This window comes from Bacillus sp. EU52, assembly GCF_037964975.1.
Classification (GTDB): domain Bacteria; phylum Bacillota; class Bacilli; order Bacillales; family Bacillaceae; genus Bacillus; species Bacillus subtilis.
Genome location: NZ_CP150177.1, coordinates 682,545 through 699,577 on the forward strand (window position 1 = coordinate 682,545; position 17,033 = coordinate 699,577).

The following is a 17,033-nucleotide window of genomic DNA, read 5'->3' on the forward strand; positions in this document are numbered from 1 at the left end:
CGGATTTGGTTTATGATAGAACATATGTTTTGTATAGGCGGGTGAACAAATTTTGAATTATATTAGCAATCAATTACTAAGCGGTTTAAACCCCGTTCAGCAGGAAGCAGTCAAAACAACGGACGGGCCTCTTTTGCTGATGGCGGGAGCGGGAAGCGGAAAGACGCGTGTCCTGACCCATAGAATTGCTTATTTAATGGCGGAAAAGCATGTGGCGCCGTGGAACATTCTGGCGATCACATTTACAAATAAAGCGGCACGCGAAATGAAAGAACGTGTGGAAAGCATCCTCGGACCCGGCGCGGACGATATCTGGATTTCCACATTCCACAGCATGTGCGTGCGGATCTTGCGCAGAGATATCGACCGGATTGGGATCAACCGAAATTTCTCCATCCTTGATACGGCTGACCAGCTTTCAGTGATCAAGGGGATTTTGAAGGAGCGCAATCTTGATCCGAAGAAGTTTGACCCGAGAAGCATCCTCGGTACGATCAGCAGTGCGAAAAACGAATTGACCGAACCGGAGGAATTCTCTAAAGTTGCTGGCGGCTACTACGATCAGGTGGTCAGCGATGTATATGCTGATTATCAGAAGAAGCTATTGAAAAACCAGTCGCTCGATTTCGACGATTTGATTATGACGACGATTAAACTGTTTGACCGAGTGCCGGAAGTACTTGAATTTTATCAGCGCAAATTCCAATACATCCATGTTGATGAGTATCAGGATACGAACAGGGCGCAATACATGCTTGTTAAGCAGCTTGCCGAGCGTTTCCAGAACCTTTGCGTTGTGGGGGATTCTGATCAGTCAATCTACAGATGGCGCGGCGCGGATATCACCAACATCCTTTCATTTGAAAAAGATTATCCGAATGCAAGCGTGATTTTGCTAGAACAAAACTATCGTTCAACGAAACGGATTTTGCGCGCGGCAAACGAGGTCATTAAAAACAACTCTAACCGCAAACCGAAAAATTTGTGGACGGAAAACGATGAAGGCATCAAAATTTCCTATTATCGCGGTGATAATGAATTCGGAGAAGGACAGTTTGTGGCCGGCAAAATTCATCAGCTTCACAGCTCAGGCAAGCGGAAACTGTCTGATATCGCCATATTATACCGGACAAACGCGCAGTCCCGTGTGATTGAGGAAACGCTTCTCAAAGCGGGCTTGAACTATAACATTGTCGGCGGCACAAAGTTCTATGACAGAAAAGAAATTAAAGACATTCTTGCGTACCTGCGCCTCGTATCCAATCCGGATGACGATATCAGTTTCACGCGCATTGTCAATGTGCCGAAGCGCGGAGTCGGCGCGACATCACTTGAAAAAATCGCTTCGTATGCGGCCATAAACGGCTTGTCATTTTTCCAAGCGATTCAGCAGGTTGATTTTATCGGCGTCAGTGCCAAAGCGGCAAACGCGCTTGACAGCTTTAGACAGATGATTGAAAACCTGACCAATATGCAGGATTACTTATCCATTACAGAGCTGACAGAAGAAATTCTTGATAAGACGGAATACAGAGAAATGCTGAAGGCTGAGAAATCGATCGAAGCCCAAAGCCGTTTAGAAAATATCGACGAGTTCCTGTCTGTTACGAAAAACTTTGAACAGAAAAGTGAAGACAAGACACTCGTTGCGTTCCTGACAGACTTGGCGTTGATCGCAGATATTGATCAGCTCGATCAGCAGGAGGAAGAGTCAGGCGGCAAGGATGCGATCACCCTGATGACACTGCACGCCGCGAAAGGACTGGAGTTTCCGGTTGTTTTCTTGATGGGGCTTGAAGAAGGCGTCTTCCCGCATAGCCGTTCACTCATGGAGGAAGCGGAAATGGAAGAAGAACGCCGCCTTGCGTACGTTGGGATTACAAGGGCGGAACAGGAGCTTTATCTGACCAATGCTAAAATGCGCACCTTGTTTGGCCGGACAAATATGAACCCGGAATCTCGCTTCATTGCTGAAATACCGGATGATTTATTGGAAAACCTAAATGAGAAAAAAGAAACGAGAGCGACGTCTGCGAGAAAAATGCAGCCGAGACGCGGCCCTGTTTCACGCCCGGTATCCTACGCCAGCAAAACAGGCGGCGACACCTTAAACTGGGCAGTCGGAGATAAGGCGGGCCATAAAAAATGGGGAACAGGAACTGTCGTCAGCGTGAAAGGCGAAGGAGAAGGGACGGAGCTCGATATTGCCTTTCCGAGCCCTGTCGGCGTGAAACGCCTGTTAGCAGCATTTGCTCCTATTGAAAAGCAGTAATTGAAGAGGAAAGGAAGAAGCAGATGGACAAAGAAACAGCGAAGCAGCGGGCAGAAGAACTGCGCCGCACCATCAACAAGTATAGCTATGAATATTACACCTTAGATGAACCGAGCGTCCCAGATGCCGAATACGACAGATTGATGCAGGAGCTGATTGCGATCGAGGAGGAGCACCCAGACCTCAGAACGCCTGACTCTCCTACGCAGCGCGTCGGCGGAGCCGTGCTTGAAGCGTTTCAAAAAGTCACCCACGGCACACCGATGCTCAGTCTGGGCAACGCCTTTAATGCTGATGATCTTCGTGATTTCGACCGCCGTGTGCGCCAAGCCGTCGGCGACGATGTGGCGTATAATGTGGAGCTGAAAATAGACGGTCTTGCTGTTTCTCTCCGTTATGAAGACGGCTATTTTGTCAGAGGGGCCACAAGAGGTGACGGAACGACTGGAGAGGATATTACGGAGAACCTGAAGACGATCCGCAATATCCCCCTTAAAATGAACCGTGAGCTGTCAATCGAAGTGCGCGGAGAGGCGTATATGCCGAAACGTTCGTTTGAAGCACTCAATGAGGAACGGATTAAAAATGAGGAAGAACCGTTCGCCAATCCGCGAAATGCCGCGGCGGGATCTCTCAGGCAGCTCGATCCGAAAATTGCAGCGAAACGAAACCTCGATATCTTCGTCTACAGTATAGCGGAGCTTGACGAGATGGGTGTGGAGACGCAAAGCCAAGGGCTTGATTTTCTCGACGAACTCGGATTTAAAACGAATCAGGAACGAAAAAAATGCGGCAGCATAGAAGAAGTCATAGTGCTGATCGATGAGTTTCAGGCGAAGCGCGCAGACCTGCCGTATGAAATAGACGGCATTGTCATTAAAGTCGATTCTCTCGATCAGCAGGAGGAGCTCGGTTTTACGGCGAAAAGCCCGCGCTGGGCCATCGCGTATAAGTTTCCTGCTGAAGAGGTCGTGACGAAGCTTCTCGATATCGAATTAAATGTCGGCAGAACGGGTGTGATCACGCCGACCGCGATTCTTGAGCCGGTAAAAGTTGCCGGCACAACGGTCTCAAGAGCATCCCTTCATAACGAAGATTTAATTAAAGAGAAGGACATTCGGATTTTGGATAAGGTTGTCGTCAAAAAAGCGGGCGATATCATCCCGGAAGTTGTGAATGTCCTCGTTGAACAGCGAACAGGAGAAGAAAAGGAATTCAGCATGCCGACGGAATGTCCTGAATGCGGCAGTGAGCTCGTCCGGATCGAAGGAGAAGTGGCGCTTCGCTGCATTAACCCTGAATGTCCGGCGCAAATCCGGGAAGGGCTGATCCATTTCGTTTCCCGCAATGCCATGAACATTGACGGGCTCGGCGAACGAGTGATCACACAGCTGTTTGAGGAAAACCTTGTCCGCAATGTGGCAGATTTATATAAGCTGACGAAGGAACGAGTCATCCAGCTCGAGCGCATGGGTGAAAAGTCCACTGAAAACCTGATCAGCTCCATCCAAAAATCAAAAGAAAATTCGTTAGAGCGTTTGCTGTTTGGGCTTGGTATCCGTTTTATCGGATCAAAGGCTGCAAAGACGCTTGCCATGCATTTTGAAAGCTTGGAGAACCTGAAAAAAGCCTCAAAAGAGGAACTTCTCGCGGTAGATGAAATCGGTGAAAAAATGGCTGACGCGGTCATCACCTATTTTCATAAAGAAGAAATGCTTGAACTCTTGAATGAACTTCAGGAGCTGGGCGTAAACACGCTCTACAAAGGCCCGAAAAAAGTAAAAGCAGAGGACAGCGACTCTTACTTTGCCGGTAAAACAATTGTTCTGACAGGAAAGCTGGAAGAGCTGTCAAGAAACGAAGCCAAAGCGCAAATCGAAGCGCTGGGCGGAAAGCTGACTGGAAGCGTCAGCAAAAACACAGACTTAGTCATCGCCGGAGAAGCGGCGGGAAGCAAGCTGACAAAAGCACAAGAGCTGAACATTGAAGTGTGGAATGAAGAACAGTTAATGGGAGAGCTAAAGAAATAAGAGGAGTGTTTTCTATTGAAAAAGACGTTGGCATTGGCGGCAACGGCGGCAGTATTAATGCTGTCTGCCTGCTCGTCAGGTTTTGGGGGGGAGAAGGAGGAAGAGATTACGCAAAAGACGGCGAAATCGTCAGAAAAAGCGATTGTCCCGAAATATAATATCTCTGACTCCTATTACAAAATGGTGCTGCCGTTTAAGGCAGGCAAAGCGCGCGGCTTAACAACGGAACAGCTGAACACTAGGCTGGACATTGACGAGTTTGAAACAGGGCTGATGCGTCTTGCCCAAGATTCTTTCTCGACTGACGATTATCTGTTCCAAGAAGGACAATATTTAGATGAGGATACAGTATTAAGCTGGCTGGCACGGAAAAAAACGGGCTCTGATTTGAAAAAAGCCGAAAAAGAAGATAAAAACTTCAAAAATGAAGGCTTGAACCCGGCGCTCCCGAGTTCTGGTTCAACAGAAGAAAAGAACGAAAGCAGCCCGATTTATTTAGCATCCATGCTTGAGCACGATTATTTAGTCAGAAAAGACAAGAATTCTATCCAGCTTGGCGGCGTCATGATCGGACTGGCGTTAAACTCAGTGTATTACTATCGTGAAAAAACTGGCGACCCGCAAAAAGAAGTGGAGATTAAAGACAGCACGCTTCGCCAGCAGGGAGAAAAAATTGCACAGGAGGTTATTAACCGCCTCCGCAAAAAAGATAACTTGAAGAATGTGCCGATTACCGTCGCGCTCTACAAGCAGGCGTCAAAAACATCGATTGTGCCGGGGAACTTCATCGCCAAAACAGAGGTCAAAGCAGGCTCTACTGATATCTCAAATTGGGATGACATCAATGAAAAATATGTATTCTATCCGGCAGATACAACCACAGCAGAAAAATACCCGGATGACACCGAGGTCTTTAAGCGGTTCAAAAACTCAATTGAAGAATATTTCCCGAACTATACAGGCGTTGTCGGTACAGCGCTGTATGAAAATGATGAAATGAAGAAAATGAAGATTGACATACCAATGCAATTCTACGGAAAAAGTGAAGTTGTCGCGTTTACCCAGTTCTTAACGGGTGAAGTGATGGACTACTACTCTAAGAGCTCAGTTGATGTCGAAGTCAATATCACGTCCTCAGACGGACAGGAAGCGGTCATTATCCGCAATGCCGGAGATAAAGAGCCGACTGTTCACATTTATGACTGATAGAAAACCCTTGTGCCATATTGGCACAAGGGGTTTTATGTTACAATTAACAGGAAAAGGGAAAATATTTCCGCTTCTGCCGAAACACAAATCAAGGGGAGGTATGTTGATGCTGGAAATCGTGTGAAAACAATCATTATCAAATCTATAGCAATGAAAGGATGTTAGACATGCATAAAGATATCAAAAAAATATTTGAGGAAGAGCAGGTTTTGGCAGAAGCTGCAGCGAGATACGGTTTCTCAAAAGATCAGGTGCGTTTTCTGGCTGATGCGGAAAACTATGTATATGAATGTATGAAAGACAATCAACCTTATATTTTAAAGATTACCCATACGATTCGGAGATCTTCTGATTATATAATGGGAGAGATGGAATGGCTCCGTCACCTTGCAATAGGAGGAATTTCAGTAGCCAAACCGCTCCCGTCGCTGAACGGAAAAGATGTAGAAGCAGTGCCGGACGGAAACGGCGGGTCATTTTTATTGAGAGTGTATGAGAAAGCGCCGGGGCAAAAAGTGGATGAATCGGACTGGAATGAAACGCTATTTTATGAGCTTGGCAGATACACAGGCAGCATGCACAGCTTGACAAAAAGCTACAAATTGAGCAATCCCGCTTTCAAAAGACAGGAATGGGATGAAGAGGAGCAATTAAAGCTGAGAAAATATGTACCTGAAGATCAGATAAAGGTGTTTCAGCAAGCCGATTCTTTGATGAATGAACTGCGGAGGCTCCCGAAAAGCCAGGACAGCTACGGCTTGGTGCATGCGGATCTGCACCATGGCAATTTTAACTGGGATCATGGCAAAATCACGGCATTTGATTTTGATGATATCGGCTACAATTGGTTTGTTAACGATATTAGCATTCTTCTCTACAATGTCCTGTGGTATCCTGTTGTGCCATATGATGATAAAGCTGCGTTTACAGAAAAATTTATGACGCATTTTATGAAAGGGTACTGGGAGGAAAATGAGCTTGACCCTGCATGGCTGATGATAATACCTGATTTCCTCCGCCTTCGCCATATGCTGATTTACGGATTGCTGCATCAGATGTTTGATCTTAACACAATAGGAGCAGAGGAAAAAGAAATGCTGGCCGGTTTCAGAAGAGATATAGAGAATGGCACGCCGATTACAGCATTTGATTTTTCAGCACTGGTGTAGATAGAAAAAGCCAATGGGATTCCAGTCCCATTGGCTTTTATAATGTATCACACTTCACGCCGACTACGCCTTCAATGGCTTTAATGTCATAGTAGACGTCGGTCGTGTATCTGTTTTTATGGACGCGGACCTTCACTTCCATAATTGGAAAATCCTTTTCGCCTAGGTCGTCGATCCGAACGGAGTGTGCTTTGATATCTCTTCTTTTCATTTCTTTTAAAATCTCTGTCATTTTGTCTTTATCAGAAAGTGACATTCTGATGCGGATGTCTTTTTCCTGCAGGCGGTCGGGGCCGATTTTTCTGACCACCCATGGGAGAAATTCCACGCTGATCAGGATGAACAGAAGACTGGCAAACGCTTCTTTATAAAAACCGGCTCCCGTAGCAAGCCCGAGCCCCGCTGCCCCCCAGATCATGGCCGATGTCGTCAGGCCGGAAATGACATCATTGCTTTTTCGCAGGATGACACCGGCTCCGATAAACCCGACGCCGGAGATGATTTGTGCCGGCAGACGAAGCGGATCCATCATAATGCGGTAGTATTTAGGGAAATGATATGCCGCATTAATACTGACGATCGTCAGCATGCATGAGCTGACTGCGATGACGATACAGGTTTTTAATCCGAGCGGCTTATTTTTTAATTCGCGTTCAAGCCCGATGACCATGCCAATCAATGTGGCAATGCCCAATTTCAATAAAATATCAGGATCAATATACCAGCTCAACAGCAAACTTCCCCCTTCTCTATGGTGTTTTTAAATAAATATGATTTTCTCACAGTATTTATAGCAAAACAAGGGCACAAAAGCCACCAAGCTGCGCTTGATGGCTTATTGCTTACTTTTTGCGTTTTAACAGCTTTTCCATGACACCGAATAATCGGTAAGAGGCTTTTGCAGGACGTTTTGTGATCATGCTGACAATGATGCCGGCAATCATACTGAGAATAAACCCAGGGATGATTTCGTACACACCGGTTGATTTTGCCAGGCCGGTTGTAATCCAGATCAACACGGTCGCAGCCCCGACAATCATGGCAGCAAGCGCGCCCCATTCGTTCATTCGCTTCCAATATAGACTGAGCAGAATCGCAGGTCCGAAAGCTGAACCGAAGCCGGCCCAAGCGTATCCGACCAAATCAAGAATGGTGCTGTTCGGGTTCAATGACAAGAGTACCGCGATAACGGCAATGACTAAGACGGACAATCGCCCGATCATGACCAATTCTTTATCAGAAGCTTTTCGTCTGAAAAATGACCGGTATAAATCCTCTGTAACAGCACTTGCTGTGACTAAGAGCTGTGAGGAAATCGAACTCATGATGGCAGCCAAAATAGCTGACAATAAGAACCCTGTAATTAATGGGTGGAACAAAATTTTAGAGAAGATAATGAAAATCATCTCCGGATCTTTTACAGCAACTCCGAATTTATGGGCGTATGCAACACCGATTAAACCCGTCAGCACGGAACCTAGAACTGTAATGATCATCCAGCTCATGCCGATTCGGCGTGCAGGCTTCAAATCTTTAATGTCTTTAATGGCCATAAATCGGACGATGATATGAGGCTGGCCGTAGTAGCCCAAGCCCCAGGCTAAATAGGAAATAATGCTAATGACGCTCGCGCCTTTAAAAATATCCAATAAGTGTGGGTTAACAGCGTCGATTTCATGGAAAGTCGGAGCAACGCCGCCCACATGGGTAAAAGCAACGATCGGCACAAGCACTAGTGCTGCAAACATGATCGCACCCTGCACGAAGTCAGTCAGACTGACAGCAAGGAAACCGCCAAACAGTGTGTATAATACGACAACTGCGGTGGTCAGAAACAAGCCTAATTTGTAATCCGCACCAAAAGCAGATTCAAACAGCCGTCCGCCAGATACCATACCGGAAGAGGTATACAATGTGAAAAAGATCATGATGATCAATGCAGATACGATTTTCAGCAGTGATGAAGAATGCTGGAATCGTTTATCAAAGAAATCAGGAATCGTAATCGCATCATCCGCCGCTTCTGTATAAGCACGCAGCCTTGGAGCCAGCAGCAAGTAATTTGAGTACGCCCCGATTGTAAGACCTAAAGCAAGCCATAAGGTGGACAGCCCTGTCGCAAACATCGCGCCGGGAACACCCATCAGCATCCATCCGCTCATATCGGCCGCGCCGGCAGACAAAGCAGTAACGAATGGTCCGAGGCCTCTTCCTCCAAGCATGTAATCATTGATGTCAGTGGTTTTCTTGAATGCATACCAGCCGATTAACAGCATGGCAATAAAGTAAATTCCTAAAGATATAATAATTTCAATACTCACGTTTTACCCTCTCTTCATTTCTAATAATGTTGCATCACCTCTCAAATTGATGGTGCCAGTTAAGCAGCCTGGCGTAAGTGCAAAACAAAAGAAATTCCTTTGCGGGTGCACTTGGTAACTTAACCTAACAAAGTATTCCCGGCCATTCAAGCGATGAAACCTTGATCATGAGCGGGGAAAACCGTTGCAAACCTAGAAGGGAATAAAGAATAAAACGCTTTCAAGAAATAATTAAAGTAAAAATATTCAGAAAAATATTTCGTTTCTCCTTCTCCTCATTTTAGTATAAAATATATAGGGTATTGTTTCGAAAACACAGGCCTGTCTCAAGGCGTTTTGTTGCTTTAAAGGGCTTGTTTTTGATATGATCAGTATTATATGACTTAACGGAGAAATATGTGGAGGTGGATCATATGTCACGAATTTCAATAGAAGAAGTAAAGCACGTTGCGCACCTTGCAAGACTTGCGATTACTGAAGAAGAAGCAAAAATGTTCACTGAACAGCTCGACAGTATCATTTCATTTGCCGAGGAGCTTAATGAGGTTAACACAGACAATGTGGAGCCTACAACTCACGTGCTGAAAATGAAAAATGTCATGAGAGAAGATGAAGCGGGTAAAGGTCTTCCGGTTGAGGATGTCATGAAAAATGCGCCTGACCATAAAGACGGCTATATTCGTGTGCCATCAATTCTGGACTAAAGGAGGGACACAAGAATGTCATTATTTGATCATAAAATCACAGAATTAAAACAGCTCATACATAAAAAAGAGATTAAGATTTCTGATCTGGTTGACGAATCTTATAAACGCATCCAAGCGGTTGATGATAAGGTACAAGCCTTTTTGGCATTAGATGAAGAAAGAGCGCGCGCATACGCGAAGGAGCTTGATGAGGCGGTTGACGGCCGTTCTGAGCACGGTCTTCTTTTCGGTATGCCGATCGGCGTAAAAGATAATATCGTAACAAAAGGGCTGCGTACAACATGCTCCAGCAAAATTCTCGAAAACTTTGATCCGATCTATGACGCTACTGTCGTTCAGCGCCTTCAAGACGCTGAAGCGGTCACAATCGGAAAACTGAACATGGACGAATTCGCCATGGGGTCATCTACCGAAAACTCTGCTTACAAGCTGACGAAAAACCCTTGGAACCTGGATACAGTTCCCGGCGGTTCAAGCGGCGGATCTGCGGCTGCGGTTGCTGCGGGAGAAGTTCCGTTTTCTCTTGGATCTGACACAGGCGGCTCCATCCGTCAGCCGGCATCTTTCTGCGGCGTTGTCGGATTAAAACCTACATACGGACGTGTATCTCGTTACGGTCTGGTCGCATTTGCTTCTTCATTAGACCAAATCGGGCCGATTACACGTACGGTTGAGGATAACGCGTTTTTACTTCAAGCGATTTCCGGCGTAGACAAAATGGACTCCACGAGTGCAAATGTGGACGTGCCTGATTTTCTTTCTTCATTAACTGGCGACATCAAAGGACTGAAAATCGCCGTTCCGAAAGAATACCTTGGTGAAGGTGTCGGCAAAGAAGCGAGAGAATCTGTCTTGGCAGCGCTGAAAGTCCTTGAAGGTCTCGGCGCTACATGGGAAGAAGTGTCTCTTCCGCACAGTAAATACGCGCTTGCGACATATTACCTGCTGTCATCTTCTGAAGCGTCAGCGAACCTTGCACGCTTTGACGGCATCCGCTACGGCTACCGCACAGACAATGCGGATAACCTGATCGACCTTTACAAGCAAACGCGCGCTGAAGGTTTTGGAAATGAAGTCAAACGCCGCATCATGCTTGGAACGTTTGCTTTAAGCTCAGGCTACTACGATGCGTACTACAAAAAAGCGCAAAAAGTGCGTACGTTGATTAAGAAGGATTTCGAAGACGTATTTGAAAAATATGATGTTATTGTTGGACCGACTACACCGACACCTGCGTTTAAAATCGGTGAAAACACGAAGGATCCGCTCACAATGTACGCAAACGATATCTTAACGATTCCGGTCAACCTTGCCGGCGTACCGGGAATCAGCGTGCCATGCGGTTTAGCAGACGGTCTTCCGCTCGGCCTGCAAATCATCGGAAAACACTTTGATGAAAGCACTGTATACCGCGTTGCTCATGCATTTGAACAAGCGACAGACCATCATAAAGCAAAACCTGAACTGTAAGGGGTGAAAAGAATTGAACTTTGAAACGGTAATCGGACTTGAAGTCCACGTTGAGTTAAAAACAAAATCAAAAATTTTCTCAAGCTCTCCAACGCCATTCGGCGCGGAGGCGAATACGCAGACAAGCGTTATTGACCTCGGATATCCGGGCGTCCTGCCTGTTCTGAACAAAGAAGCCGTTGAATTCGCAATGAAAGCCGCTATGGCGCTCAACTGTGAGATCGCAACGGATACGAAGTTTGACCGCAAAAACTATTTCTATCCTGACAACCCGAAAGCGTATCAGATTTCTCAATTTGATAAACCAATTGGTGAAAACGGCTGGATCGAAATTGAAGTCGGCGGCAAAACAAAACGCATCGGCATCACGCGCCTTCACCTTGAAGAGGATGCTGGAAAACTGACGCATACGGGCGACGGCTATTCTCTTGTTGACTTCAACCGTCAAGGAACGCCGCTTGTTGAGATCGTATCAGAGCCGGACATCCGCACGCCGGAAGAAGCGTACGCGTATCTTGAAAAGCTGAAATCCATCATCCAATATACAGGCGTTTCTGACTGTAAAATGGAAGAAGGCTCACTTCGCTGTGACGCCAATATCTCTCTTCGTCCGATCGGCCAAGAGGAATTCGGCACAAAAACGGAATTGAAAAACTTGAACTCCTTTGCGTTTGTTCAAAAAGGCCTTGAGCATGAAGAAAAACGCCAGGAGCAGGTTCTTCTTTCCGGCGGCGTCATCCAGCAAGAAACTCGCCGTTATGATGAAGCAACGAAGAAAACCATTCTTATGCGTGTCAAAGAGGGATCTGACGACTACCGTTACTTCCCAGAGCCAGATCTAGTCGAGCTCTACATTGATGATGAATGGAAGGAACGCGTAAAAGCAAGCATTCCTGAGCTTCCGGATGAGCGCCGCAAGCGTTATATCGAAGAGCTTGGCTTGCCTGCATATGACGCGATGGTTCTGACGCTGACAAAAGAAATGGCTGATTTCTTCGAAGAAACCGTTCAAAAAGGCGCTGAAGCTAAACAAGCGTCTAACTGGCTGATGGGTGAAGTATCAGCTTACCTAAACGCAGAACAAAAAGAGCTTGCCGACGTTGCCCTGACACCTGAAGGCCTTGCCGGCATGATCAAATTGATTGAAAAAGGAACCATTTCTTCTAAGATCGCGAAGAAAGTGTTTAAAGAATTGATTGAAAAAGGCGGCGACGCTGAGAAGATTGTGAAAGAGAAAGGCCTTGTTCAGATTTCTGACGAAGGCGTGCTTCTGAAGCTTGTCACTGAGGCGCTTGACAACAATCCTCAATCAATCGAAGACTTTAAAAACGGAAAAGACCGTGCTATCGGCTTCCTAGTCGGACAGATTATGAAAGCGTCCAAAGGACAAGCCAACCCGCCGATGGTCAACAAAATTCTGCTTGAAGAAATTAAAAAACGCTAATAAAAAAGCAGCCCTTAGAGGCTGCTTTTTTTATGGTCAAATTGAGATAAAGACAGAGATGAGGGCCCGAAGCTTTTCAACTTCTTTGTCGTTGGTTCCGGTCAAATTGGACAGCATGCCTTTAATAATCGGTTTGCGCGGTTTATCCTGAGTCAATTCTTCCTCGATAACATCAAGTGACACGGTGATATCCTCGGGCAGCGTGCTGTTTTCTTTCACTTTCTGAATGTCCTCAAGCAGCTGGTCTTTCCCCGCAGGCATCGGGTTGAAAATGTCTTTTGACACAATCGGATTGAGTGCAGAACGGCTCAGCCCCTGTACAAGATCATCCAGTCTCTCAATAATAAAGGCTGAGATTTCTTCTGCATCGATATTAAGCTCACCGTTAAATACCATCACGTTCATATAAGAATGCACAATGCCTCTTGCCATGATGGACAGATCTGCGACATACCGCTTGATTCCTTCGCCATAGGATACCAGCAAGGCGTTCCGGTACAGCTTATCCGTCTCCATGGTTACTTTGTAAAAGTATTGCTTGATTTCTTGGTTTTCCGGAATGATATTTTCGGTAAGCAAAAGAACGATAAAATCTTTATGATCACGAAAATCCTCAAATTGTGCGCCAATTTGTTTTTTCAAAACTTCTTTAGGCGGCTTTCCGGCGAGATCTTCTTCTATATTTTTCATTTTGTTCATAGACATACCGATATAATATTCACAGGCAGATAACAGCAGCGCTTCTTTCGATTTGAAGTGCAAATAAAAAGCGCCCTTCGAAATGCCGCATTCACTGGCGATTTCTTGGATCGTCGTAGCTGCGAATCCTTTTTTCGCAAATAAACGAATGCTGGTTTTTATAATTCTCTCTTTTTTTTCATTCATGACGTGCTTCCCCTTAATCCTTGAAAAATTTAGTAAAATTTTCTGGTATATGAGTTGACGTTGTTGCGTTATAACGTTTAGTATTATATAGAATGACCAGTCAGTCAATAAAAAAATGTAATGGAGGATATGATGAATCACGTTATTAATTTCGTTCTGAAAAACAAATTCGCCGTATGGCTGATGACGATTATTGTAACGGCAGCCGGCTTGTATGCGGGTATGAATATGAAGCAAGAGTCTATTCCTGACGTGAACATGCCTTACTTGACGATCAGCACGACATATCCGGGTGCGACACCAAGCCAAGTGGCTGATGAAGTGACCAAACCGGTTGAACAAGCCGTGCAGAACTTGGACGGTGTCAGCGTTGTGACGTCGACGTCCTATGAAAACGCATCGTCGGTCATGATTGAATATGATTATGAGAAAGATATGGACAAAGCGAAAACAGAAGCAGCTGAAGCGTTAGAAAACGTCAACCTGCCTGATGACGCGAAAGATCCGGAGATTTCACGCTACAGCTTGAACTCATTCCCGATTCTGACGCTGAGCGTGTCCAGTGATAAAGATAACCTGCAAGAGCTGACGAAACAAGTGGAGGACAGCCTCGTTTCTAAACTTGAAGGCATAGAAGGCGTTGCGTCCGTCCAAGTATCGGGCCAGCAGGTGGAAGAGGTTGAATTCTCTTTCAAAGAAGACAAACTGAAGGAATACGGCCTTGATGAAGATACTGTGAAGAAAGTGATTCAAGGTTCAGATGTGACAACTCCGCTTGGATTGTACACATTCGGAAATGAAGAAAAATCTGTCGTCGTCAGCGGCGATATTGAAACAATTAAAGATTTGAAGAATATGAGAATCCCGACGGCATCAGCTTCAAGTGCAGGCAGCAGTTCAGCATCTCAAGCGGCGGCGCAGAGTGCACAGGCAGCCCAAAGCGCACAAGCGGCAGCACAGGCGCAGCAAAGCGCAAGCACAGCAGTGCCTACGGTCAAGCTTTCTGACATTGCTACAATTAAAGATGTGAAAAAAGCTGAATCCGTTTCACGCACAAATGGCAAAGACAGCATCGGCATCAACATCGTCAAAGCAAACGATGCGAATACGGTAGAGGTTGCCGACAATGTCAAAGCTGAGCTGAAGAAGTTCAAAGAAGACCATAAAGGCTTCAATTACAGCGCAACTCTCGACATGGCGGAGCCGATCACACAGTCAGTTGACACGATGTTAAGCAAAGCCATCTTCGGTGCTATTTTTGCGATTGTGATTATTCTCTTATTCTTAAGAGATATCAAATCAACATTAATTTCGGTAGTTTCAATTCCATTATCATTGCTGATCGCACTCCTTGTGCTGCAGCAGCTTGATATCACATTGAATATTATGACGCTCGGCGCAATGACTGTTGCCATCGGACGTGTGGTCGATGACTCCATCGTTGTGATCGAGAACATTTATCGCCGAATGAGACTCAAAGACGAGCCGCTCCGCGGAAAAGCCTTGGTTCGTGAAGCGACGAAGGAAATGTTTAAACCGATCATGTCATCGACGATTGTGACAATTGCGGTATTCCTGCCGCTCGCACTTGTAGGCGGACAAATCGGTGAGTTGTTTATTCCGTTTGCCTTAACGATTGTTTTTGCGCTTGCCGCATCCCTGGTGATTTCGATCACGCTTGTGCCGATGCTCGCACACAGCCTGTTCAAAAAATCATTAACCGGTGCGCCGATTAAAGCGAAAGAACACAAACCAGGCAGACTTGCAAACATCTATAAAAAAGTATTGAACTGGGCGCTTAGCCACAAATGGATCACGTCTATCATCGCTGTTCTGATGCTCCTTGGAAGCTTGTTCCTCGTACCGTTAATCGGTGCCAGCTACCTGCCGTCTGAGGAAGAAAAAACGATGCAGCTCACATACAGCCCAGAACCGGGTGAAACGAAAAAAGAAGCCGAAAATGAAGCTGAAAAAGCGGAAAAAATCCTGCTTGACCGCAAGCATGTCGATACGGTTCAGTATTCATTAGGCTCTGGCAGCCCGCTTGCCGGAGGAGATTCTAACGGTGCGTTATTCTATATCAAATATGAAAGCGACACACCTGACTTTGATAAAGAAAAAGATAACGTTCTGAAGGAAATCCAAAAGCAATCTGACCGCGGAGAATGGAAGTCACAGGACTTCAGCTCTTCAGGCAATAACAACGAATTAACATACTATGTGTATGGCGATTCTGAAAACGATATTAAAGACACGGTCAAAGATATTGAAAAAATCATGAAGGATGAAAAGGATCTGAAAAACGTAAATTCAGGCCTTTCCAGCACATATGATGAGTACACATTTGTCGCTGACCAAGAAAAACTAAGCAAACTCGGTTTAACCGCGTCTCAAATTTCTCAGGCCTTAATGTCACAAACATCGCAAGAACCGCTTACCACCGTGAAAAAAGACGGCAAAGAGCTTGATGTGAACATTAAGACAGAAAAAGACGAGTATAAGAGTGTGAAAGATTTAGAGAATAAAAAGATCACTTCCGCGACTGGCCAGGAAGTCAAAATCGGCGATGTGGCAAAAGTGAAGGAAGGATCAACATCAGATACCGTGTCAAAACGTGATGGAAAAGTCTATGCGGATGTCACAGGTGAGGTTACATCTGACAACGTCACAGCCGTATCAACTGCTATCCAGAAGAAAATCGATAAGCTTGACCATCCTGATAACGTATCGATTGACACAGGCGGCGTATCAGCGGATATCGCTGATTCCTTCACGAAGCTCGGTTTAGCGATGCTGGCAGCAATAGCGATCGTTTACCTTGTGCTCGTGATTACCTTCGGCGGAGCACTAGCGCCATTTGCGATTCTGTTCTCATTGCCGTTCACAGTCATCGGTGCCCTGGTCGGACTTTACGTATCAGGTGAAACGATCAGTCTGAACGCCATGATCGGTATGCTCATGCTGATCGGTATCGTTGTCACGAATGCCATTGTCTTAATTGACCGCGTGATTCATAAGGAAGCGGAAGGCCTGTCTACGAGAGAAGCGCTCCTGGAAGCCGGCTCTACACGACTCCGTCCGATCCTGATGACAGCCATTGCGACAATCGGCGCCTTGATTCCATTAGCCCTCGGCTTCGAAGGCGGAAGCCAGGTCATTTCAAAAGGACTCGGCGTCACGGTTATCGGCGGTTTAATCAGTTCAACGCTTCTGACGCTCTTGATCGTGCCAATCGTATATGAAGTATTGGCGAAGTTCCGCAAGAAAAAACCGGGAACGGAAGAAGAGTAAAAAAACAAAAAGCCTCAGCTATGCTGGGGCTTTCAGCTTGTTGAAAAACCCTCGCATTCGTTGTCAGGTCTGCGCGTCGGTGCTCACGAATTCTACATTCACTCCGCTCCAATGCTCCCCCTTCCTAGACTACAAGGGTTTTCAATCAAGCTGAAAGAATGTTAAGGATGACAAAAGCTCAAAACAAGAATCAGTTTTGAGCTTTTGTGCGTTTTCACCTGTAAGATTATGTACA

The 17,033-nt window shown here is 45.8% G+C and carries 10 protein-coding genes and 1 pseudogene; 8 read left to right on the forward strand and 3 right to left on the reverse strand.

All coding sequences use genetic code 11. From position 1 onward, the window contains the following. Window positions 1-52 precede the first annotated feature (52 nt). From pcrA to NSU05_RS03575, 4 genes are all read left to right on the forward strand, one after another. Complete coding sequence (gene pcrA / locus NSU05_RS03560; RefSeq protein ID WP_038428532.1) at window positions 53-2,272, forward strand: DNA helicase PcrA; 2,220 nt, start codon at window positions 53-55, stop codon at window positions 2,270-2,272. A gap of 23 nt (window positions 2,273-2,295) precedes the next feature. After that, complete coding sequence (gene ligA, locus NSU05_RS03565) at window positions 2,296-4,302, forward strand: NAD-dependent DNA ligase LigA (RefSeq protein WP_015252641.1); 2,007 nt, start codon at window positions 2,296-2,298, stop codon at window positions 4,300-4,302. A 15-nt stretch (window positions 4,303-4,317) separates the two neighbouring features. Then, the gene (locus tag NSU05_RS03570; protein ID WP_003242795.1) at window positions 4,318-5,508 is read left to right on the forward strand and encodes a CamS family sex pheromone protein; all 1,191 of its coding nucleotides are present in this window, start codon (window positions 4,318-4,320) and stop codon (window positions 5,506-5,508) included. Window positions 5,509-5,669: 161 nt separating this feature from the next. Further along, entirely contained in the window at window positions 5,670-6,680 is a 1,011-nt protein-coding gene (locus NSU05_RS03575) for a phosphotransferase enzyme family protein (RefSeq protein WP_082200925.1), read from the forward strand. A gap of 37 nt (window positions 6,681-6,717) precedes the next feature. Here NSU05_RS03575 and NSU05_RS03580 read toward each other — a convergent pair whose 3' ends face one another. Both NSU05_RS03580 and opuE read right to left on the reverse strand, forming a co-directional pair. Beyond that, complete coding sequence (locus NSU05_RS03580; RefSeq protein WP_010886431.1) at window positions 6,718-7,416, reverse strand: MgtC/SapB family protein; 699 nt, start codon at window positions 7,414-7,416, stop codon at window positions 6,718-6,720. A gap of 106 nt (window positions 7,417-7,522) precedes the next feature. After that, the gene (gene opuE / locus NSU05_RS03585; protein WP_003242814.1) at window positions 7,523-9,001 is read right to left on the reverse strand and encodes a proline transporter OpuE; all 1,479 of its coding nucleotides are present in this window, start codon (window positions 8,999-9,001) and stop codon (window positions 7,523-7,525) included. 413 nt (window positions 9,002-9,414) lie between these two features. On the opposite strand from opuE, the gene gatC reads away from it, so the two are divergent. The 3 genes from gatC to gatB are packed head-to-tail and all read left to right on the forward strand — an operon-like array spanning window position 9,415 to window position 12,622. Continuing rightward, window positions 9,415-9,705 (forward strand): Asp-tRNA(Asn)/Glu-tRNA(Gln) amidotransferase subunit GatC, encoded by a 291-nt coding sequence (gene gatC / locus NSU05_RS03590; RefSeq protein ID WP_003219442.1) that lies wholly within the window; start codon window positions 9,415-9,417, stop codon window positions 9,703-9,705. A gap of 15 nt (window positions 9,706-9,720) precedes the next feature. Continuing rightward, window positions 9,721-11,178, forward strand: coding sequence for an Asp-tRNA(Asn)/Glu-tRNA(Gln) amidotransferase subunit GatA (gene gatA, locus NSU05_RS03595; RefSeq protein ID WP_003242878.1), 1,458 nt, complete (start codon window positions 9,721-9,723; stop codon window positions 11,176-11,178). A 13-nt stretch (window positions 11,179-11,191) separates the two neighbouring features. Next, the gene (gatB, locus tag NSU05_RS03600) at window positions 11,192-12,622 is read left to right on the forward strand and encodes an Asp-tRNA(Asn)/Glu-tRNA(Gln) amidotransferase subunit GatB (protein ID WP_003219444.1); all 1,431 of its coding nucleotides are present in this window, start codon (window positions 11,192-11,194) and stop codon (window positions 12,620-12,622) included. Window positions 12,623-12,636: 14 nt separating this feature from the next. On the opposite strand, the pseudogene NSU05_RS03605 reads toward gatB, so the two are convergent. Continuing rightward, window positions 12,637-13,507, reverse strand: a pseudogene (locus NSU05_RS03605) (TetR/AcrR family transcriptional regulator). A gap of 132 nt (window positions 13,508-13,639) precedes the next feature. Between NSU05_RS03605 and srfP the strand changes: the two are divergent. After that, window positions 13,640-16,798, forward strand: a complete 3,159-nt coding sequence (srfP, locus tag NSU05_RS03610) for a surfactin resistance protein SrfP (protein ID WP_038428537.1) — start codon at window positions 13,640-13,642, stop codon at window positions 16,796-16,798. Window positions 16,799-17,033: the final 235 nt, after the last annotated feature.

Bases quoted from the DNA above. Each gene is read 5' to 3' on its own strand.
- gatC (WP_003219442.1), top strand. From the start codon at position 9,415: ATGTCACGAATTTCAATAGAAGAAGTAAAGCACGTTGCGCACCTTGCA.
- gatA (WP_003242878.1), top strand. From the start codon at position 9,721: ATGTCATTATTTGATCATAAAATCACAGAATTAAAACAGCTCATACAT.
- NSU05_RS03575 (WP_082200925.1), top strand. From the start codon at position 5,670: ATGTTAGACATGCATAAAGATATCAAAAAAATATTTGAGGAAGAGCAG.
- srfP (WP_038428537.1), top strand. From the start codon at position 13,640: ATGAATCACGTTATTAATTTCGTTCTGAAAAACAAATTCGCCGTATGG.
- ligA (WP_015252641.1), top strand. From the start codon at position 2,296: ATGGACAAAGAAACAGCGAAGCAGCGGGCAGAAGAACTGCGCCGCACC.